The 21,282-nt window shown below is 39.3% G+C and carries 15 protein-coding genes; 10 read left to right on the forward strand and 5 right to left on the reverse strand.

Annotated features, from left to right (window positions below):
- Positions 1-95 precede the first annotated feature (95 nt).
- On the forward strand, positions 96-242 hold the full coding sequence (locus tag V7K69_RS22980; RefSeq protein ID WP_335038582.1) for a hypothetical protein: 147 nt from the start codon (positions 96-98) through the stop codon (positions 240-242).
- A 411-nt stretch (positions 243-653) separates the two neighbouring features.
- On the opposite strand, the gene V7K69_RS22985 is transcribed toward V7K69_RS22980, so the two are convergent.
- Complete coding sequence (locus tag V7K69_RS22985; RefSeq protein WP_335038585.1) at positions 654-1,838, reverse strand: acyl-CoA dehydrogenase family protein; 1,185 nt, start codon at positions 1,836-1,838, stop codon at positions 654-656.
- Positions 1,839-2,470: 632 nt separating this feature from the next.
- On the opposite strand from V7K69_RS22985, the gene V7K69_RS22990 reads away from it, so the two are divergent.
- Entirely contained in the window at positions 2,471-4,078 is a 1,608-nt protein-coding gene (locus V7K69_RS22990; RefSeq protein WP_335038587.1) for an iron uptake porin, read from the forward strand.
- 316 nt (positions 4,079-4,394) lie between these two features.
- On the opposite strand, the gene V7K69_RS22995 is transcribed toward V7K69_RS22990, so the two are convergent.
- The 3 genes from V7K69_RS22995 to sfnG form a co-directional block, all read right to left on the reverse strand.
- Positions 4,395-5,447 (reverse strand): hypothetical protein, encoded by a 1,053-nt coding sequence (locus V7K69_RS22995; RefSeq protein ID WP_335038590.1) that lies wholly within the window; start codon positions 5,445-5,447, stop codon positions 4,395-4,397.
- 253 nt (positions 5,448-5,700) lie between these two features.
- A complete protein-coding gene (locus V7K69_RS23000; protein WP_335038592.1) occupies positions 5,701-6,909 on the reverse strand; it encodes an SfnB family sulfur acquisition oxidoreductase in 1,209 nt (402 codons plus the stop codon).
- A gap of 99 nt (positions 6,910-7,008) precedes the next feature.
- Entirely contained in the window at positions 7,009-8,106 is a 1,098-nt protein-coding gene (sfnG, locus tag V7K69_RS23005) for a dimethylsulfone monooxygenase SfnG (RefSeq protein WP_335038595.1), read from the reverse strand.
- Positions 8,107-8,747: 641 nt separating this feature from the next.
- Between sfnG and V7K69_RS23010 the strand changes: the two genes are divergently transcribed.
- Complete coding sequence (locus tag V7K69_RS23010) at positions 8,748-9,797, forward strand: LLM class flavin-dependent oxidoreductase (RefSeq protein ID WP_335038597.1); 1,050 nt, start codon at positions 8,748-8,750, stop codon at positions 9,795-9,797.
- A 117-nt stretch (positions 9,798-9,914) separates the two neighbouring features.
- On the forward strand, positions 9,915-12,002 hold the full coding sequence (locus V7K69_RS23015) for a LysR family transcriptional regulator (RefSeq protein ID WP_335038599.1): 2,088 nt from the start codon (positions 9,915-9,917) through the stop codon (positions 12,000-12,002).
- A 245-nt stretch (positions 12,003-12,247) separates the two neighbouring features.
- Here V7K69_RS23015 and V7K69_RS23020 read toward each other — a convergent pair whose 3' ends face one another.
- Complete coding sequence (locus tag V7K69_RS23020; RefSeq protein WP_335038602.1) at positions 12,248-12,964, reverse strand: biliverdin-producing heme oxygenase; 717 nt, start codon at positions 12,962-12,964, stop codon at positions 12,248-12,250.
- Positions 12,965-13,523: 559 nt separating this feature from the next.
- Here V7K69_RS23020 and glmM point away from each other — a divergent pair.
- The 6 genes from glmM (at position 13,524) to hpsO (ending at position 21,282) form a co-directional block, all read left to right on the forward strand.
- Positions 13,524-14,996, forward strand: a complete 1,473-nt coding sequence (glmM, locus tag V7K69_RS23025; RefSeq protein WP_335038604.1) for a phosphoglucosamine mutase — start codon at positions 13,524-13,526, stop codon at positions 14,994-14,996.
- Positions 14,997-15,327: 331 nt separating this feature from the next.
- Positions 15,328-16,095 (forward strand): glycosyltransferase family A protein, encoded by a 768-nt coding sequence (locus V7K69_RS23030; RefSeq protein WP_335038606.1) that lies wholly within the window; start codon positions 15,328-15,330, stop codon positions 16,093-16,095.
- A gap of 36 nt (positions 16,096-16,131) precedes the next feature.
- The gene (hpsL, locus tag V7K69_RS23035) at positions 16,132-17,787 is read left to right on the forward strand and encodes a hormogonium polysaccharide biosynthesis protein HpsL (protein WP_335038608.1); all 1,656 of its coding nucleotides are present in this window, start codon (positions 16,132-16,134) and stop codon (positions 17,785-17,787) included.
- Between the two features lie 11 nt (positions 17,788-17,798).
- Entirely contained in the window at positions 17,799-18,959 is a 1,161-nt protein-coding gene (locus tag V7K69_RS23040) for a glycosyltransferase family 4 protein (protein WP_335038611.1), read from the forward strand.
- Between the two features lie 128 nt (positions 18,960-19,087).
- Positions 19,088-20,068 (forward strand): hormogonium polysaccharide biosynthesis glycosyltransferase HpsN, encoded by a 981-nt coding sequence (gene hpsN, locus V7K69_RS23045; RefSeq protein ID WP_335038613.1) that lies wholly within the window; start codon positions 19,088-19,090, stop codon positions 20,066-20,068.
- A gap of 38 nt (positions 20,069-20,106) precedes the next feature.
- Positions 20,107-21,282: a hormogonium polysaccharide biosynthesis glycosyltransferase HpsO gene (gene hpsO / locus V7K69_RS23050; RefSeq protein WP_335038616.1), complete on the forward strand. Its 1,176-nt coding sequence runs from the start codon at positions 20,107-20,109 to the stop codon at positions 21,280-21,282.

A 21,282-nucleotide genomic window follows, 5' to 3' on the forward strand; every position in this document is an offset into this window, starting at 1 on the left:
TTTCCTCAGTACGAGAAGTTTTAGGGGTTACAAACTTAAATACTGAGATTAAGCTTGGTTTGAAGATTGACTTAGTTATTTTAAGCTGAAAGTCTATGGTTAGCCGGAAAATATTGCCACGTGGCCAAATGGCAAAACTTTACATCAAACTTGGCACAGAGATTTCTTATAGTGAATCTGGTGATGGCTCAAAACAAGAGGCGGCAGCAGTTTTTCGAGAAGTGCTGCAAATAGACCCCTAAAACACTGATGCTCTCAAGAACTTAATCGCTTCTTAAAGGATTTTCAACAAAATAATAAACTATCCTATCTTGTGGAGTGGGCAACATACCCCTCTTCTGTCACTCTCCGGGAGGGCGATCGCTAGAAGCCGGATAAGGCAATCAATACAAGCTATGCTATTAGAAAAAAATGGAGCTTGTATTTGTTATTAGAAAATAAGCGTGCGATTGCTTGCTATACAAAAGCTCTAGAATTTAGAAATAGTAAATGTTTTCGGAGAGTGACAGAAGAGGGATACAGCACTTCCGGCGGCTATCAGGTACACCATCAAATCTGAAAGCTATGATAGGAGAGGGGTAAGAGGAAAATTGTATTGCATAATAGCCGGAAGCGCTGTAAGCGCCTTTAGCTTGATGAAAGAATCGCTATAACTATGAATAAAAGTTAGGTTTTGGCAGTTCATCATTTAATGCCCACTTTCCGATCTCTTGGATTTTGTAATCTACTGGATCGTGTAGAGTGAATGTGCGGAGATTACGCCAATAACGATCAAAGCCATATTTTGCACTAGTAGCGCGTGCGCCCATAACTTCAAATATCCGGTTGGTAATGTCTAAACCAACTTTAGTTGCGAAGACTTTGGCAGTACCAACCAAAAGCGCACATTCTGCCCGTTGTTCGGCAGTCAGTGACCATTCTCGCTCCCAAGCTGCTTGTAGTAATTCTCCCGCCTGCTCAGTAAGATAGACGGCTGCTTGGAGATCGACCCAGATTTTGCCATAGTGCTGAAGGATGTAAGGATCTTGGGTTGCACTCTCTACACCTGATGTCAGCCAAGGTTTAGTATTAGTGGAAGTATATGTTTTAGCAGCTTCAAATGCTCCTTGGGCAATTCCCAGGTAGATATTAGCAAGATTCAATTGAGTTAAACAGGCGCGAATAGTATTGAAGGGTTGATTGGGTTTCTCTCTACTACCAAGAATTTCTTCAGGGTATACCAACACATTTTCAAAAGTAACACTACCACTATCTGTTTGGCGTTGCCCCATATTATCCCAATCATCATGAACTGTAACGCCTTGCCGTTGGGTGGGAATTACCAAAATATTCAATTCACCAGTTTCTTGATGAGTGGCAGTAATCGGCAATATATCCGAATCTTGAGAGCCTGAGCAAAAACTTTTAATGCCATTGAGACGAAAATAATTATTTTCTGGTGTCAGAGTAGTTCTTTTATCTAATGGGTTGAGGGCATTGCACCAAAACCAATTGTTGTGAATAGTTTCTGAGTAATATCGCTGTTTTTGTTGTGCTGAACCAAAGATATGAGGAATTACTACACCTAGATGGTGGTAAGAAAAGACGTGAGCAATAGAGCTATCAACTTTGGCAAACTCGCGGGTAATTTGCAGAACAGTAATCCAGCTTTGCCCTAAACCACCGTATTCTGTGGGTACGATCAGTTTCAGTAAGTTGCTTTGGCGCAAGCGATCGCGTTCATGCTTTGGTGTTCCCCCTTGAGCATCCCGCTCTACAGCAGTTTGGGCAAATTCTTTTGCTAAAGACTTAGCTAAATCAAGATAATTTTGAGACTCTTCAGTTTCTATTAATTGCATATCTTGCAACTTCTCCTGCTAACCTTCTGTGAGGAGCAACTATAAATTTGGCTGGAAAATTTTTAATCTACAGTGTTTTGATATAACTACCGTATTAATAGAAATATAATTGCACATTTTAACTTAAAATACAAGTTTAAATTAAATTAATTTTGATAAAGCTATAACTTATCAGTGCAATATAAAAAATATTTGATTGAGAGTCAAAAAGAGAAAATTATTTTAATCTACTTGTTTTTCAAGAGCATATATGCAATATTAATAAGTTGAATCCAACAATCTACTTTAACTGGATAAGTAAACAGTAGATAGTTGTTAATGGGCAAAAGAGTCTGATTTTTACCTAAAACTCAAATATTTTTACAGATAAATATTTCCTTAGCAAATAGACCCGCTTGTATAGGGATTATTTTTTGTAAAAGCAAGTCTTTTCTCCACAGAAATATGCAGATTCAAATGCCAGATATTGACTGATGTATCTGGAATTATAACGATATTATTGCAAATTTTCCAGTGTTAGAGTAAGTCAAGTTTTTTCAGGGCTAGCCATAATCTTCTAGCTTGACAAGTCATTGAAATATCTGATGACTTGCACTAAATTTTTCGAACCCAAAATATGAGGAGTGATAGAAATGTTCAATCGTTCATTTCATAATTTATTCATGGAATCGATGATTGTGGGGGCTACTTTGCTAGCCAACACATCAGCTTATGCTGAAGATAAAAATTTAGCTACTGAGACTCAAATAAATATACCATCTGCGTTGGCGCAACCCAACCCAGGCATTGCTACTGTCCCACAGCCAAACAATATGTCTCAGGTAACATCTGTATCTCAGTTTTCAGATGTGCAACCAAATGATTGGGCGTTTATTGCACTCCAATCTTTAGTTGAGCGTTATGGATGTATTGCGGGATATCCAAATAGTACTTATCGGGGAAAACGCGCCATTACTCGCTATGAATTTGCAGCAGGTTTAAATGCTTGTTTATCTCGGATCAACGAGCTAATTGCAACAGCGATATCTGACTTAATTACTAAAGAAGACTTAGCTACTATACAAAGGCTGCAAGAAGAATTTACTGCTGAACTAACAACTTTACGGGGTCGCGTTGATAGTTTAGAATCTCGTACTGCGGAACTAGAAGCCAATCAGTTTTCCACAACTACAAAGCTTTCTGCTGAAGCCATCTTTGTGATTACGAATGCCTTTCAAGGCTCAGTTAACGGTGATAATACAGTTTTTCAAGATAGAGTTCGCCTCGTTTTCAAAACTAGTTTTACAGGTAAAGACACACTAAATACTCGTCTAAGTACTGGAAACACTACTATTTTGCAGCTTCCTGATGGTTCAGCCGAAGGTTTGCAAACCTTCAATCTTGCTCCTAGTAACAACAGCCTATCTGTAGATTGGCTCTCTTACTATTTTCCAGTTGGTAGCAAAATCGATGCTTATATAGGAGCTGTAAACGGAGTATTTTTTGACTTTGTTCCGACTCTGAGTCCTTATCTCGATAGTGCCACAGGCGGCGATCGCGCTTTGACAGAATTTGCTTCCTCTAGTCCTATCTACCGGATTGGTGGTGGTGCAGGTGGGGGATTCAATTATCGATTAAGTGACCAATTGGTATTCAGCTTGGCTTACTTAGCAGGAGATCATGCCAGTCCTCAGCCAGACAGTGGTTTTTTTAATGGTCAATATAGTGCATTTGGACAAATAGCATGGAACCCAAACAATAACTCTGGCATTGGTTTGACTTATGTAAATGCCTACCAAAATCGGGGAGCAATATTTGACCTGGGAAGTGGTTTTACACTTGTCGGAACACAACAAGCCAATACTCCATTTGAACGGATGATTACTAATTCTTACGGAGTTGAAGCTTTCTATAAATTTAGTTCTCGATTTGCAGTCAATGGGTTCTTTGGCTACACTAACGCCAAGAATCTGGCAGGTAGTGGTAGTGCAGATATTTGGTACTATGCTTTGGGATTGGCATTTCCAGATTTAGGTAAACAAGGCAAACTTGGTGGTGTTCTTGTGGGTGCAGAACCTTATCGGGGCGGTAATCCAGCACCTGCAAACGATTTATCCTTACACATTGAAGGCTTTTATAAGTATCAGCTTACAGATAATATTGCTATCACCCCTGGCGTAATTTGGATCACGGCTCCTGCTCAAAACAATGACAATCAAGATGCGGTAATTGGCACTGTGAGGACAACCTTCACCTTTTAGATCGTCAGCAAAGGTGTAAAGAATAATTCATTGAAAGTCGGCGAGTTTTTTACCTCATAATCAGCAATGCAGATATAAAGGCTAAAAAACTCTCCGGCGTTGCGTATTTGTGGAATGTTGCTATATCAAAATAAACGAACCACAGAGGCCCAGAGAACACAGAGAGAAGAGAAATAGAGAATATTTTTGTGTCAGTTGTGGAATATTTTTTTATTTGTAAGTCCCTAAGAGGGCAGAGGAAGCAGATATAACAACAATTACTAATTCATAATTTAACTACGAATTACGAATTACGAATTACGAATTACGAATTATTCTACCGTCCTTCACGATTTAAACTTAGGGGTTGTTGTTCTTCAACCAGTGGCGGCACATCTTGCCAAAGGCTAATTCCATCGTATAATCCCGGAGCCATTAAGAATACTTGAACCCAAAGGATATTAAACCACCAGTAAAGCCCTTGAATAATATTTTCTTGACCTACCAGAGATACTGTTACCAGATACAACAAGACCGAAATTATTAAACTAGCAACAGATGCAACGATACCTTTTGTAGGTTGTGATAGCTCTGTGAAAGGCCACATATTAAATTGCCAAACAAATCCTAAACCAACAGTTGTCCAAATTGCTGCAAAGGTTGGCCCTGTGGTTGTGGTAAATAAATCCAGTCCTAGCTGTTTGAGGAATAATTCTGTAATCAGAGTGAGTAACAAAATAATACCTGTATGGAGTAAGCCCAAACGTGGCATTCCTAGTTCCAATTTGGTTAAAGGCCAACGTTCAAAGAAACTACCAAACACTGTTGAACAAGGATACCAATACCAAGGAATGTAAAACGGTTGAAGTCCCCACATTTGGGGCAAAAAGGTGAGTGCAGGGGCAATAAAGAAGATGGCAAAAAAGATATTGAGAAAGCCACTGACTGGATGCCAGTTGCGTACTTCCTCAGTAGTGACAATCGTGTTGTCAAAGAAGAATAAACTGGCGGCGGCGGCAATAATTGCTGTTTGTCCCCACAAGCCTACGGGTGTATCAGTAAGAATTGCTTTTGCAGAAATTAATTTCCAAGCTTCACCAGTAATGTAAACTAGCGCCAACAACACTACTAAATTCACTGTTCCTCGTCCAAATCTGGTAGGAGAAAAGCGAGAACCTGGATAGCCGTTGAGAGAAAAACCTAAATGCCACCACCAGACAAAGCATATTGTGATGTAAGTCAATTTTGTTCCTACATTTAGCTGAATAATTTGACCAAAAATTAGTTCAAAAATATAGCTAATGACAGCAATCACAGCAATAAAAAGTAGCCCCTTAAATGGCTGATTCTTCCAAATGCTCCGCCTCTGGATTGGATTTGCAACACTCATAGTATCAACTTAAATAATGTTGGATTTATTAGGGTTAAAGCACAATACGCTTGCTTAAAAAAATCTTCCTTCTCTTTCTTCTCTCTGTGTTCTCTGCGCCTCTGTGGTTCGTTAAAAAAAATGACATTTACCAGTTCTGCATGAAGGTGCGACTATATGAGGAACGAACCGCAAAGGACGCAAAGGGCACAAAGAAAGAAATAAGAAGTAAAGGAAATTTGGTGCAGCTTCACCCCAGTAGAGAATGCTGCAATTACAACCAAGGATGGCGCGGAGGATAGACACCATTGAGGAAGTAGTTGCCAACAGCGTAGTACTTCCAGCGCACGGGATCGTGGAGTGTGTGAGCGCGGGCATTTCGCCAGTGGCGATTGTAGTTGAATTGCTCCAATGTGGATTTAGTACCTGCTAGTTCAAATAACTTGTTGGTAGCTAGTAATGCTGCTTCCGTCGCCAATGCTTTGGCTTCAGCAACTGCGATCGATGCTTCAACTACCTTGGGTTCTTCTAAACCTGACTCGTTGGCGATGTCCAGAAATTCGCCTGCACGACGCAACAATGCTTCAGAAGCGTGAACCTGAATTTGGACATTGCCTAAGTTGTACAGTGTCAGGGGGTCTTCGTAACCTTTTTCTAAATTGCTGTCAACCCAAGGGCGAGTATGGTTGCGGACAAAGTAGATGGTGTCACGGACTGCGGCTTTAGCAATTCCCACATCTACGGCGGCTTGGATGATTTGCGCGATCGCACCCATTGGAGTAGCCCTTTCAAAGGCTAAGTAGTGCGGAATCACGTGTTCTGCCTTAACTTTTACATTTTCAATAATGGTAGTGCCGCTAGCAGTGGTACGCTGTCCGAAGCTCGTCCAATCATCGAGTAGGGTTAAGCCTTCGGCATCTCTTTCGACAAATGCCACCACTGTTTTACCATCTGGATTGCTGGCAATCACAGGAACCCAATGTGCCAGTAGTGCCCCAGCAGAGTAATATTTGCGTCCGTTGAGTACGAAGTCAGAACCATCTGGTGTTAACTTTGTTTGCACATCGGTGACAGACTTTGTGCCAATTTCCGAGAAGGCGTTACCAAAGCGCTTACCTTGTAGAACCAAATCAAAGAAGAACTTCTTCTGCTCATCTGTACCATCCAAGCGGACTGCTTCCACCATGTAGAGGTGGTTTTGGGGAATTTGACCGAGGCTAGAGTCAGCTTCGGAGATGATTTTCACTACTTCCGCGAGGGTCGCACTTGAGACAAAAGCACCGCCGTATTCTTTCGGGACTGTAATTCCCCATAATCCGCTCTGGGAGAACTTTTCTACTTCCTCAGCAGGTAAACGCCGATTTTGGTCACGTTCTGAGTCTCCTTTGGCAAACTCAGCTGCTAGTTCGTGAGCGATCGCGATCGCTTCTTTGTCATCCCGAATAATGTGCGCCTTCTGGTCAGTATTAATTACTGATGTCATGGTAAAACTCCTTGATTGTGATTGAGTGACTCATAATTGCCACTCCTATGAGACAACGCGAAATACCTATTTGAGGGATGGACATCTGAACCGTATGAACTACACTCCAACTAATTCATCAGCTGTGCGACGAGTAGCTTTAAGTTCGCGCACAATCGGAATTACTGTCTTACCAAATGCAGGTAAATCATCTGTGTAGTGTAAGAAGCCACCGAGAATTAAATCAACTCCCGCTTCATGAAACTGGCGAATCTTTTCAGCCACTTGCTCGGCAGTACCAATCAAGCCTGAACGGAACCCATCGTTGTACTGCACCAAGTCTTCAAAATTGGAATCCGCCCACATTCCCTGACGTTCACGAGTAGAAGATCCGGCTTGTTTCACTGCTTCACCAAATCCTTTCACCGCCTCTACATCGGCTTGGGCAATAATATCGCGCAATACTTCATGGGCTTCTGCTTCGGTATCTCGCACGATGATAAAGGAATTCAGGCCAAACTTAATTTTGCGTCCTTCAAGACGCGCTAATGCAGACACTTCTTCAATCTGCTCTCGCACCCCGTCTATAGTGTTGCCATTCATGAAATACCAATCAGAGACGCGACCAGCCATGCGCCGCGCTGCTTTGGAGTTACCACCTTGAAATATCTCCGGGTGTGGATTCTGATTAACTGGTTTAGGCTTCACCCAACCGCCGTTAATGCGGTAAAAATCGCCTTTAAAGTGAAACTCATCCTCAGTCCACAAACCTTTGAGAACGCGGATAAATTCTTCTGAACGACGATAGCGTTCGTCGTGATCTAACCAATGTTCACCATATATAGTGAATTCATCTTTGAACCAGCCGCTAACTACATTCAGAGCGAACCGTCCATTAGAGAGAAAATCAATGCTAGAGCCGATTTTAGCCACTACTCCCGGATGCCATAATCCAGGGTGAACTGCTGCAATTAGCTTTAATTTCTTGGTGACTGGAGCCAAGGCTGATACGGTTGTTAATGCTTCTAACTGATATTCAGCGCCATAGCTGGCGATAAATCTGGCTTGTGCTAGTGCATATTCAAATCCAACTTCTTCAGCAGTCTGAGCCAGTTGAGCGTTATATTCATAAGTCCAATCTGTTCGTTGGGGAATTTTACTAACAACTAACCCACCGCTAACGTTGGGAATCCAGTATGCGAACTTAATATCTACCATAATTGTGTGTTTGTAATTGAAACTGCTTGGTTATAAGAGAAGGCAGGAGGTAAGAGACAATATTTGGAATACAGACTACAAGATCAGCCCCTTTCCTACTAGCCTTGGGGAGTAAGATTCAAAGCTTCTCTGCTTTTAGGAGAGAGTCCAAAGTGTATTGCATTCAAACGAGAATGATTGAAAGCTTGAGAGCGGTTGGAAACTACTCTGAGTTTACAAATAGACAATTTCAGGTTCTTATGGTCGTAATATACCATAAGCCGACTGAACTACCGTAGTTTTTAATGAATCAGACTTTATCACAAGAATTTTTGCGATGTCGTGACTTGATATACTTAAACTCTATTTCCATATTCCAAAATGGAATACTGCTCAATTTTGCTGTGTATTTAATTATTATTTTATATTTGCTGACTATCATCCTGATTCAGTCAGATTCAGTCAGAACAACCAGAAATCAATATTTAACTAAAGTTTTTATACTATTCCAGATCGTGATAACCAACTGATTTTCATGTGTCATCTGCAACTATGCACAGCAGAAATAAATGTGGTAGTGTGAACTACTAAACCACGGCAAAAAGATATGGATGCCGTAGTTAAGTAGATGTCTCGTAAAAAAAGGCACAGGAAAAATATTTATGACACTTCAGTTTGGAATTTGGTCGCCGGTCTGTGGTGGATGGTTGCGGGTTGTGAACCATGAGGCTAATTTATCCACTCAAGATTTGGTGAAACTGGCAGTTCAGGCAGACGAGTTAGGTTATGACTTTTATTACATTCCTGAACATTACTTAAATGCAGTTCATGGGCCTAACTATAATGTCGCTGATGCTTGGATTACAGCAGCTTTAGCAAGTTTGAACACCAAGAATATCAAGATTGTTGCGGCTGTACAACCTGGTTTTAAATTGCCTGCGGTCATTGCGAAACTGAGTGCAAACATTCAAAATCAACTCAGTAACGGTAGATTTGCTCTCAGTGGGATTGCAGGTTGGTGGAAATTAGAAGTAGAAAGCTATGGAGATGTCTGGCTACCCCACAGCGATCGCTACGCGCGATTAGAAGAATACATTGATGTAATTAAGGGGCTGTGGACAGTAGAAGGCTTTAATTATGTTGGCAAATACTACAATATTGCAGGTGGTATTCTCACAGATAAGCCTACACCAACACCACCTATTTTCATTGCCGGCGAATCAGACAGGGCGATTGACTTAGCGGCTCGTCAGGGAGATTATCTATTTATCAATGCTGATGAACCTGAAAAAACGGCAGCATTGGTGCAGAAAGTGAAAAGATTAGCTAGCGATCGCTACGGTCGTCAGATTAAAGTAGCAATGAGTGCGTTTGCGATCGTTCGTGAACATACCGCCCAAGCCGAAGCCAGATTAGAAGCGATTTATCGTTCTGCCAATCAGCAGCAAATCAAGTACTTTCAAGAACAAATCGATCCGAACGTCGTTGCCCACAACAAACTAGATATTAAGCAAACCATTGAAGCCAACCTCGGTTTATCTGCTCAACTCGTTGGCGATCGCTATACTATTATTCAACGTCTGAAAGAATACGAAGCTGTTGGCGTTGACTTAATAGTACTCAAATTTGAATCTATGTTGGAAGATACTATTCGCTTCCACGAATTAGTCATCTCAAAATATACACAGCAGAATAGCTTAATTCCCTTGTAATTAACAAATGGGGGTTTAATTCCCCTGCCTCCCAAGGCAGCAAGTTTTGATGCCTAATTAAAATCCCCGTTACAAAATTTAATTACGAATTATTTTAAAAATCTTGCCCTACCCAGCATGAATAAGATTAAACTCGAAGATATTACCCTAAACCACATCAAAATTTTAAAAGCAGTAGATGAGTGTGGTAGCTTCTCTAAAGCAGCACAAAAATTAGGCTATAGTCAGGCATTAATTAGTAAAAAAGTCAAACAAATAGAGGATTATTTCGGAGTAATTCTGTTAAATCGCTCTCCCGGCTCTATATGCTTGACTCATAAAGGTAAGAAATTGATTTCTCAGACATTTAATGTTGTAGAAACTGTAGAAAATCTGCAAGAAGAATTTCAGGCAACATTTAGTGCTGAAGGTGAAGATTTGATATTGGGGGCTACTAATTTAATTTTAGAAGTCTGGCTAAAACAATATTTGCAGCGATTTCAGCTTTGTTTTCCAGGCAGAAATCTCAAAGAAATTGCGATTAAAGACAGTAGTTTTTTTTCCAATTCTCACCTCATAGAAATGGATCTACTGCTCAACACTTGTTCTGGATATAAAGAAGAACACCACTGCACTAGATTAAAAACTCATAAAATGCTGTTGTTTTCCTTTGGAGCAAGTGAATATTTAAATGAGTATAGCTTAGTTAAAATAAATGATATTAATCTAACTGATATTGTACTTTTGGATGAGGTCTATCAAGAACTGTCTAAGAATGAATTTTTGAAGAATAAATTAAGCGGGACACACGTATTAAACAGTTATCAAGATTTACTAGATTATGCTTCAAAAAACCAAAAACTAACGATACTACCTGATTTTTGTCAAACTGAGGTAATAGCTGAATACCAAGTTTTAACTATGACTATTCAAGATATTAATGAATATGGTATTTATCTGCATGTTCCTCGCTTTAGTGAGTTGTTAATATCCGCAGAGGGTTTGGTGAGAAGCTTTAGACTCGATCAAGATAATTTGGAAAGCTTGCCTAATATCAACCTAATTTTAGATAGGTATTCTCCCAAAGAAGACAATATTCTGAGGATAGGTATTCAGAGGGATTCTATAGGACAGTTTATTGCTGGGTATGGGACTAAGCATATTTCTGATTTACAGAGAGCATCTTCATCATTTGAACAGGCTATTTTCAAAAATATTGAAATTACTCGAAATTTCGAGTTACAAATTATGCCGTTTGACTCTGGGGAACACATGAACCGACAGATGAAGCGGGGAGAGCTAGATATTTGTATTTTAGATGATATTTCTCTCTTAAATAATGGTAGTCAATTCTTTGATGATTTAAGTTTTGGCTCTAAATTAGTTGGGATTGCTTCATATAATCTTTTAGGTCAAGATATAAATATTGTTCTGCATAAAGATTCTTCTATAAATACTGTTCAGGATCTCAAAGGGAAGCGAATTTCTACCTTATTTGGTTCCAATGCTCATAGATTCATCATCACTCTTTTTGACCTTTATAATATGGATGTCAGTAAAGATTGTAGATTAGTGAATGAAGATCCTCGTAAAGCAAGTAAGAGTTTGGCAAACAAAACTATAGATGCTTACGTGTGCTGTCATACTTTCGCCTCAATTCTAGAAGCTTACGCTTTTGTGAGAAAGCTGCCTTTATCTCAAACAAGTAGTTTAAGAATTCCATCAATCAGAGGAATTGTTTGCCGCTCACAGTTCATTAAAGAAAACCCTAAAATTGTAGTTGCTTATTTACATGATTTAGTAGTTGCTAACTATTGGTTTAATTCATCTCCAATCAAGGCAGCCGATTTACTAAATAAAGTGATTGATGTGAGAACAAATCAAGTAAATCAATTTTTTAATCCTGTATTTGGGAACCGTATCGATCCCACCCTCAAACCTCAATGGTCTTGGTTACTAAAAACTTTAAATCGGAGGTTGGAAGGAAAATATGGTATTTCACTATTTGATGTAGATTTCTGGATCGATGATTATTTTTTAAGACTTGTTTACAATCTATTAAATCTAGATTATCACTTTCATCAAGTTTCTTTTGCAAGTGAATTTTCTAGCAGCTATTTTGTCGAGGAGCAATTTAGCCGACATATAAAAGTTCTGTATGATAGATATGATTTACCGCTACAAGATGAAGATAGCGATCGCACAGCAATATCCAGTTTAGGGTGAAGATCGCCCAGAAATTACCTAATTTTGAATCCTAAATCTAAAATTGAATGGCTCCTAACTCCTTTAATCACAATTGAGGGGCAATCTCCCCATGCTTGCTTTCACAAAAAGAAAACAGTCACAGGGCTATTGCCCCTAAAGATTTGAGCGTTAATCGCTCTTATTCCAGAAATATCTATGAATTATCTTGCATCAGGCTATCTAGACTTAGACTCCACACACCATACTCCGCAATGTCAAGACCGTTACTCAGCAGTGACGAGTTCAGTACTACCGCGTGTCCGTCGGCGTGTGAGGCTGTTGAAAACCATTATACCGATCGCTTTAATCAAATTGCCTTCCAATTCTTGGAACATCTTCATGTTCGTGCCAAAGGCGGCGTTTGCTTCATTAACAATGCGATCGGTTGTCGCCTCGTCAAGGGGTAATTCATCCAAAATTTGGCGATACTTTGCTTTGAATGCCTTCTCGTCAGGAATTTCTGGAAACTCATAAAAAGCTGTTCCTTGCCCATCAGACAAATTCATCGCTGTTACAGCAATGTTTTTGAGAATTTGTCCCCCAGATAAGTCGCCCAAGTAACGAGTATATGAATGAGCGATTAACAGTTCTGGTTCTGTGGCAGAGATTTCTCGGATGCGCTTTACATAAGCTTCACCTGCGGGAGATAGTTTGATTTGCTCTCTCCAGTTAGCACCAAAATAATAACTCAGGTCTTGCTCTAAGGTATACTTGCGATTTAGCTGGGGAAAGTTGATTTTAGAAAGAATTGGGTGCTGGCGGTGCTTTTCCATTTCTTCTTCCATCGCTGAGTAGACGAAGTAGAAGTTAGCAACTAGTTTCCGGTAAGAGTTTTTTTCTACTACTCCTTTTAAAAAGCACTTGACAAAACCTACATTTTCTGCCATTGTGTGGGCTTTCTTAGTGCCTACACGTAATTTGGTTGCTAAATTGCTGCTCATGCTAAATTTCTCAACTTTAAAAGTTAACTGCCGAGTTTTAATTCACTAACGGCTAAAAATAGCCATTAAAACGTTACCTTAAAACTATTTGATGAGAATTTATATTAAAATTTTTTAAGCTGCAATGATTTTGTAGTTTTTTACACAGCAATAAAACTACATAATATAACTTTACATTCCGGTGTTTTGATTTTCTGTTGTTATAAGCTAACTTTTGCTTTCATGATTAGTTTTCCCAAAGAATATCCATCATGAAATCTAAGTAATATTCCTTACATTGTATTTCTTGTTAAGAGCATTGCAAGATGTGAACTAAATACAGAGAAAAATCAAAACTCAAGTTAATGGCATAAAAGGAATAATTAGCTAAAATGTGGAGACTTTACTAATAATGTAAAAACCAATACTGACTTCATGAAATATTTACAATTAGAAAGTCTGTAATTCAGTATAATTACGTAAAAACAGATAAATTTCTAAAGATAAAAAGCGTGTCAAAATTGCTGAATAAAGTCTTAAGTGCTATTTTTCAGTGTGATTGTGTGGAGTGTTTAAATATATGGTTTCATCTATAACTCGGATACCAGGCATTCCTGGAGATTCTCCTTCCGAAGCTGAAGGATTGGGCAAAGGGATTGAAAGCAGTTTTGGACTGAATTTAATCCCACTACCGGCAAATCCTTTATTTGGTACAGATGGGATTCGCGGGCGAGTCGGAGAATTGCTGAGTGCGCCCTTAGCTTTGCAAGTTGGTTTTTGGACGGGGATTGTTTTACGTAACCATGCTACTCAAATAGGGCCAGTCATTCTCGGACAGGACTCTAGAAACTCTAGCGATATGCTAGCAATGGCTTTGAGTGCAGGGTTAACAGCAGCAGGATTAGAAGTTTGGTATTTGGGATTATGTCCCACTCCTTGCATTGCCTATCTCACCAGTATCAGTGATGCGATCGGTGGAGTAATGATTTCTGCCAGCCACAATCCCCCAGAGGATAATGGAATTAAGGTTTTTGGTGGAAATGGTGGAAAGTTACCACAAATATTACAGGCAGAAATAGAAGCTGGGCTGCGTGGGAAAATATCACCGATCGCTAAAGTCACTAATTGCGGACGGCATTACTCACGTTTTGAGTTAGTGGGGCATTATGGCGAAGCGTTGAAAAAACCCTTAAACAGTGACCTAAATCTTCAGGGAATGAAGATTGTTTTAGATTTGGCGTGGGGTGCAGCAGTGGGGTTAGCGCCATCAGTATTTAGAGAAATGGGGGCAGAGGTGATCTGCTTGCATAACGAAGCAGATGGCGATCGCATTAATGTTAACTGCGGTTCCACTCATTTAGATATTCTTGCCGCCACAGTCCAAGAACACAACGCTGATATCGGCTTTGCTTTCGATGGCGATGCCGATCGCGTCTTAGCAGTAGACAATACTGGCAGACAAGTGAACGGCGATTACATTCTCTACCTGTGGGGACGGCATTTACAAAAAAACCAACAACTACCAGATAACCTGATTGTGTCTACAGTCATGGCCAACTTGGGCTTTGAAAAAGCTTGGCAACAAATTGGTGGTAAATTAATTCGTACCGCCGTCGGCGATCAATATGTACAAGCCGAAATGCAGCGAACTGGGGCAATGTTAGGCGGCGAACAATCAGGTCATATTCTTTGCCCTCATTATGCTGTAACTGGAGATGGCTTATTAACAGCCTTGCACATAGCAGCTTTGGTGAAAGAAGCGGGTGTTTCCCTAGCAGAATTAGTAGATCAAAGCTTCCAGACATATCCGCAAATATTGCGGAACGTGCGAGTTATAGATCGCGATCGCCGTTTGGGGTGGCAAGATTGCGAACCGGTACAACAAGCGATCGCTCTTGCTGAAGCGGCAATGGGTGATTCTGGTAGAATCTTGGTTCGCGCCTCTGGTACAGAACCAGTAATCAGAGTCATGGTAGAAGCTTCTAATGCCGAACTTACCAACTACTGGACAAATGAATTAGTTTCAAAAGTCCAGCAACATCTGATGGACTAAATTAGCTATTATCTCAGCTTTTAACAAACGCCAATTTTCCGTCACAGCTTCTACAAATTAACCAGCCTTGGTTATCTGTAGAAGCTGTGACATTTGTATTTGTATTGTTATACAATGTCCGCCTAATTAATTATCAAAAAAAATCACCACGTTATCACATTAGTCTGAACGTGTTATTATTTACTTCGAGATTCTTCCCTATAAAACTCATATTTTTTGATTTTTGAACAAACTCAGTAATCCTCAAAAATGCTTCTTTTACTATTGCCTCTTAAGCAAATTAACTTTAAAACTCAAAGCAGATTCCTATACTTGATCTAAAAATAATATCATGCTTGTTTTTGTTATCCCACTTAAAAGTGCAAAAGTTTCCAATTCCTGGGAACGTGTTACCCAATTATTTGAAAGATGTATTAAATCAGTTTGCAATCAAACCTCACCTAACTTTCACGTTATTGTTGTTTGTCACGAAAAACCGAAAATAGAATTCACCCATTCTCATATTACATACCTTACAGTTGATTTTTCTCCTCCCAACGAGATTAACCCTATAGCAAAAGGAGACACAGATAAAGGGCGTAAAATCCTGAAAGGATTGATTTATGCTCAACAATTTTCTCCAACTCACACTATGGCAATTGATGCTGATGATTGTGTCAGCAAAAAGTTAGCCCAATTTATTCAACAACATCCTGATTCGGATGGATGGGTTATTAACAAAGGTTATAAATATCAAGAAGGTAGTAAATATGTATATCTTAAAAGAAGGAATTTTTATAAAATGTGCGGTAGTTGTAACATTATTCGCTACGATCTGAACTATTTGCCCGAAAGCGCAGAGTATAATCGTGGCTACGGATACTATAGATATTATATAGATCACGGCAAAGTTAGGGATGTTTTAGAGAATAAAGGAAAAGCTATTAAATCATTACCATTTCTCGGAGCAGTTTATATCCTGGATACAGGAGAAAACCTTTTTGATAATTCCAAAAGATTAAAATTTAACATTTTTAATCGTAAATTATTAAATCAATCAGTTAAGGACGAATTTGGATTGTACAACTTACAGCAATCTCAAAATATTTGTCAAGTATAATGTATTACCTTGATGCTGATAGGCTACAGCGCTACTATGCCGAAAATAAAGTCAAAATCCAAAACATCTAAAAAATCGAAAAAGCAGACTTCTAAGGAAACTTCTACTCTTAGTCTCAAAGAACAGTTAGCCGAAAAACGCAAAGCAGCCCTAGCACGTAAAGAACTTATTAGTTTACTCACCACCGCCACTTTTGGCGGTTTATTCATTGGCGTTGTGCTTTTTTTCGTAGGTGGAATTAAAGCAGCACTCCCCGGTGTTTTAGGGATAATCATCATGTCCCTTTCTTACAAATATCCGCGCCAAGCGCTATATGCCTTCATCATTTACGTACCTGTTGGGGGTACTATCACCTACTATTTAGGCAGTAGTCCCATACTCCAATTAGCTAAAGATGCCTTTTATGTTCCAGCGCTAATTGGACTTTGGCAAACTTGTCGAAAGCAGGGATTACCTTTAATTATTCCCCAAGGCATTAAAATTCCGCTTTATATTGTTTTGGCTTGCAGTGTACTAACACTATTATTTGTCAATGGTGGACAGCAGTTTAACCCGCCTAGCGTCGGACTATTAGAAAAAGCAGAGAAAGAAATACCTTTAGGTATGGGAATTTTGGGGCTAAAAGTATTTTTAGGCTATGTCCCTCTAATTGGTTGTGCTTACTATCTAATTCGGGATAAGCGGGATTTTCTCTTTTTATCGCGCCTCCAAATTGTTCTCACACTGGTTTGTTGTGTGTTGGGATGTATCCAATACCTCTTACTACTAACTGGTATATGTCAAGGCACTAGAGGTCTTGAAGGAAATGCCCTATTTGTCACATCACTAGAAGCCCGGTGTTATTTTGGTGGAGCGCTTTTATATAGTCCCGAAGAAGGGGTAATTCGTCTGCCAGGAACATTTGTAGCCCCTTGGCAATGGGCGTGGTTCTTAATTTCCAGCACCTTTTTTACCTTTGCTACCGGCTTCACCGATCCCTCTTTTATTTGGCGGCTAGTCGGTTTAGGTTCTTTAGTGACAGTCTTTATCAATGCTGTAATTTCTGGACAAAGAATCGCCTTAGCCTTAGTACCAATCTGTTTCGGGATTTTGCTATTGCTGACTGGTCAAATTGGCAACCTTAAACGATTTATCCCCATAGGGATAGGACTGGCTATAGTTTTAGGAATTGTGATGATAAGTAACCCTACCGTCGTCCAAGAGAGAACCGAGAGTTTTACCAGTCGCTGGGACGCTTCACCACCTCAAGATTTTATCGTCCAGCAATTTGAAGAGAATTGGAAAAATGTAGATGGGCCTTTAGGAAGTGGCTTAGGTCGAGCAACCAACTCTGCCCGCGCAATGGGGAAAACTAAACTGGTAGAAACTTACTACCCCAAAGTCCTTTTTGAAGTTGGAATTGTTGGAGTACTAGCTTTTTTGGGTTTGGTAACAACTTTAACAATTATGGGCTTTAAAACCTATCGCTCCATAAAGAACCGTAATTTCCGCAGTTACGGAGCAGCTTTATGGGTGTTTATATTGTTTATTAGCTACAACACTTACTACTATCCTCTAGATGTTGACCCTGTTGCTGTCTATTATTGGTTTTTTGCAGGAGTTCTTTTTAAACTGCCAGAATTAGAGAAACAAGATAAGGAAGATGCTGACCCTGAGCAAAAAAACAAGAGAAAACGTCTAAAAACAATTTAAATGAAATAAAAATGCCAAAAGTAATTATATGTGGTCAAAAACACCTCAGCATTCCAAACTTACCTCGAAATTCTCGGCATACACTCATCTACCCCAAGCCTTTCCCCACAGGTAGATATCCTATAGAAAAAATTTGGTATCCTTTAGCCAGTTTTATGGCTTGGCAACCTGTATGGAAAGGATACCAGGCAATTCATTCTTTCAACAGAATTTTATATACAAATAAACCTTGGTTTCTCACCTTTGAGGATCATCGTATTTTATATAGAAATCCTCAAAATCAAGTTGAAGCAGCAATTTATGAATTATTAAATAATCGATTAGCACTAGACAATTGTCAAAAAATTATTGCAATTTCTGATTACGCCAAGTTGAGATTAGTCAAGCGGATAGAAGGTTGGAAAATAGAAGAAAAAGTAAGTAAGAAAGTAGATGTTATTCATCCCAACTTCCCAATAAAAGTTAAGCAATCAAAACTTTATCAAGAACAACAAAATCTCCAGCTTGTATTTATTGGAAATCACATTGCCCGAAAAGGCGGAGTTGTTGCTTTAAGACTAGCCAAGAAAGCTGAAAAACTAGGTTTGCCGATTACTGTACATATAATATCGGGATTGGAACATGGTTCAGGAGTTCCAACTGATTTTCCCGATCGCAGTAAATATGTAGATGATTTAAAGTTACTGAAATTAAATAACGTTGTCTTCCATAGAAATATTCCTAATGACAAAGTTATTGAGCTATTATCGCAAAGCCATTTTCAATTAATGGCGACATTACATGATACTTATGGCTATAGTATCATCGAAGGCTTTTCTGTTGCAACTCCTGCAATTACGACTAATGTATGCGCCTTACCAGAGTTTGTTCGTAATGGTGAGAATGGCTACGTTTTAGAGTTACCAATTAATGAAATTAGGCACTGGAGCAATTGGCTACATGGAGAGAAAACTAAAACTGATGAATATTGGGAAATTGTCGATAGCACTTATGACTATTTAGCAGAACAAGCATTGCAGCAAATTATGCAATTTCTTGATAGAAGTGATAAACGAGAACATTACGAATTTCTAAGTGCAGGAGCATTAGCTCAAGCGCAACTTGTACATAACTCCGAAAAGCAAAATGAGTTATTTGATAATCTCTATGCGGCTGCGGCGGTGGGAGTATAAAGAATTAAAAGCAATCTTATTCGGTTCTTGACTGACTGTAAATTAAGGCAAGAGTAGCTTAATAAAGTTAATGAAAATTAATTTTTATCAGGCTATTATCAAAATAGAAAAATTACTTAATAAAAATCATGGATGATTATCCTTTAATTTCTGTAGTTATCCCGACTTATGGTAGAGAGGAAGCGCTACGAGATAGCATTGTAGATGTCCTGAAACAGAATTATCCCAATTTTGAAGTTTTAGTAGTAGACCAAACCCCAACGCACCAACCAGAAATTCAAGCCTACCTAGAAGAGATGGCAGATGTAGGTAAAATTAAATGGTTGCGATTAGATTGGGCAAGTTTGCCAGGGGCGCGAAATTATGCTGTACGGCGATCTTCTGGTGAAATAATATTATTTATTGATGATGATGTTCAGCTAACCCCAGAATTGTTAACAGCCCATGCGAAAAATTATTTGCAAAATCCAGAAGTGGGGGCTGTCGCCGGACGGGTGTTTGACAGAATGAAATTAGGTGATTCTGGAGGAGATTTACAGATTGAATATCTGCCTCCCGAAGCTATGGACCCAGGAATTGCTTGGTATCATATTGATTTAGTACATACCACCAAACCTCAGCAAGTACTGACAGCAAGGGGTTGTAATATGTCATTTCGCCGCGAAATTTTTACTAAGTATGGATTGAGGTTTGATGAGAGGTTTCGCGGTAGTGCAGTGCGCGAAGAGTCAGATTTTTGTTTGCGGGTAAGACAGACGGGGTATAAGATTTGGTACGACCCAGAAGCCCATTTGGTGCATTTAGGCGAAGAAACAGGGGGTTGTCATGATATTAGTATGCGATCGCTAAAATATCAACTCACCTTTTATCACAACCATTTCCTACTAGGGCTAAAAAACCTGACTGCGACTCAAGCTTTACGCCTATACGGTCGTTTATTTGACTGTCACGTTCTGGGACGACCACCTTGCCATAAAAGTGGTTCCCCCATCAAAATTGCCACTCGCGGTATTTTCTACATTTTGGGTTTTTTCAAAGCCTTGGGTACTGTCATCCAATCACTATGGAACGATGGTCAAATTTACAGTCGATTGGATAAACAGGTTTAGTTATTAGTCATTTGTCATTAGTGAATAACAAAGAATAGATGAAAATATTAGTTGCTAGTCACACTTATATCGTAGACCTCAACTGTGAGAAATTACGCGCTCTATCTCAGCTAGAACCTGACATTGAAGTGACAGTTGTAGTGCCAAAGCGTTGGAAACCAGGCGGTGTACAAAACAGAATTATTGAAACTGAATACCGTGATGAAGGCAGATTTAGAATAGTTCCAGTTTCTAATTTTAGTCAAAATCATCAGGGACTCCTTACTTTTGGCGCTGATTTGATATCTTTATTAAAACAATTCCGCCCGCAAATCATCCAAGTAGAACAAGGTTCTAGAGCCTTGGCTTATACTCAGATGATTGCCTTAAATCAGTTATTAGGACTCAAGGCAAAAAATGTATTTTTTACCTGGTGGAATCTTCCTTATGAACTGAAACTACCAATTTCTTTATTAGAAAAATATAACCTCAACCACAGCCACGGCATTATTTCTGGGAATCAGGATGGAGCAGAAGTTTTGCGGCAACGGGGATATACAGGTGCAATTAAAGTCATGCCCCAACTGGGTGTAGATGAAAGTTTATTTACTCCCAAAGCTCAACCAGAGTTAGCAGCTAAATTTGGTATTCATAAAGAGGATTTTGTAGTAGGTTTTGTAGGGCGCTTTGTGCAAGAAAAGGGTTTATTAACGCTTTTGCAAGCCTTAATTGCATTGAAAAATAAACCTTGGAAATTACTGTTATTGGGACGCGGAGAGTTGCAGACTGAATTACTCAAACTCGCAGCAGAAAACAATATTAAAGAACGGTTAATTTTGATAGAAAGTGTTCCACACGATGAGGTTGCAAGTTATATCAATTTAATGAGTACTTTAGTATTACCTTCAGAAACAACTTACAAGTTTAAAACCTTAACTTCTGCTGGTTGGAAAGAGCAATTTGGTCATGTGCTAATTGAAGCGATGGCTTGCCAAGTTCCTGTGATTGGTTCTAATTCCGGGGAAATTCCTTATGTAATTGGCGATGCTGGTTTAGTATTTCCTGAAGGTGATGTTCAAGCTCTTGCTAATTGCTTAATTCAATTAATGGATAAACCAGATTTTGCTCATAATCTCGGTGAAATGGGTTATCAAAAAGCAATGGTTCAATATACAAATAAAGCTTTGGCGAAACAGCAATTAGAATTTTATCAAGAGTTGGTCATTAGTCATTAG

Source organism: Nostoc sp. (assembly GCF_036917775.1).
Lineage (GTDB): Bacteria > Cyanobacteriota > Cyanobacteriia > Cyanobacteriales > Nostocaceae > Nostoc.

Bases quoted from the DNA above. Each gene is read 5' to 3' on its own strand.
- V7K69_RS22980 (WP_335038582.1), top strand. From the start codon at position 96: ATGGTTAGCCGGAAAATATTGCCACGTGGCCAAATGGCAAAACTTTAC.
- V7K69_RS22985 (WP_335038585.1), bottom strand. From the start codon at position 1,838: ATGCAATTAATAGAAACTGAAGAGTCTCAAAATTATCTTGATTTAGCT.
- V7K69_RS22990 (WP_335038587.1), top strand. From the start codon at position 2,471: ATGTTCAATCGTTCATTTCATAATTTATTCATGGAATCGATGATTGTG.
- V7K69_RS22995 (WP_335038590.1), bottom strand. From the start codon at position 5,447: ATGAGTGTTGCAAATCCAATCCAGAGGCGGAGCATTTGGAAGAATCAG.
- V7K69_RS23000 (WP_335038592.1), bottom strand. From the start codon at position 6,909: ATGACATCAGTAATTAATACTGACCAGAAGGCGCACATTATTCGGGAT.
- sfnG (WP_335038595.1), bottom strand. From the start codon at position 8,106: ATGGTAGATATTAAGTTCGCATACTGGATTCCCAACGTTAGCGGTGGG.
- V7K69_RS23010 (WP_335038597.1), top strand. From the start codon at position 8,748: ATGACACTTCAGTTTGGAATTTGGTCGCCGGTCTGTGGTGGATGGTTG.
- V7K69_RS23015 (WP_335038599.1), top strand. From the start codon at position 9,915: ATGAATAAGATTAAACTCGAAGATATTACCCTAAACCACATCAAAATT.
- V7K69_RS23020 (WP_335038602.1), bottom strand. From the start codon at position 12,964: ATGAGCAGCAATTTAGCAACCAAATTACGTGTAGGCACTAAGAAAGCC.
- glmM (WP_335038604.1), top strand. From the start codon at position 13,524: ATGGTTTCATCTATAACTCGGATACCAGGCATTCCTGGAGATTCTCCT.
- V7K69_RS23030 (WP_335038606.1), top strand. From the start codon at position 15,328: ATGCTTGTTTTTGTTATCCCACTTAAAAGTGCAAAAGTTTCCAATTCC.
- hpsL (WP_335038608.1), top strand. From the start codon at position 16,132: ATGCCGAAAATAAAGTCAAAATCCAAAACATCTAAAAAATCGAAAAAG.
- V7K69_RS23040 (WP_335038611.1), top strand. From the start codon at position 17,799: ATGCCAAAAGTAATTATATGTGGTCAAAAACACCTCAGCATTCCAAAC.
- hpsN (WP_335038613.1), top strand. From the start codon at position 19,088: ATGGATGATTATCCTTTAATTTCTGTAGTTATCCCGACTTATGGTAGA.
- hpsO (WP_335038616.1), top strand. From the start codon at position 20,107: ATGAAAATATTAGTTGCTAGTCACACTTATATCGTAGACCTCAACTGT.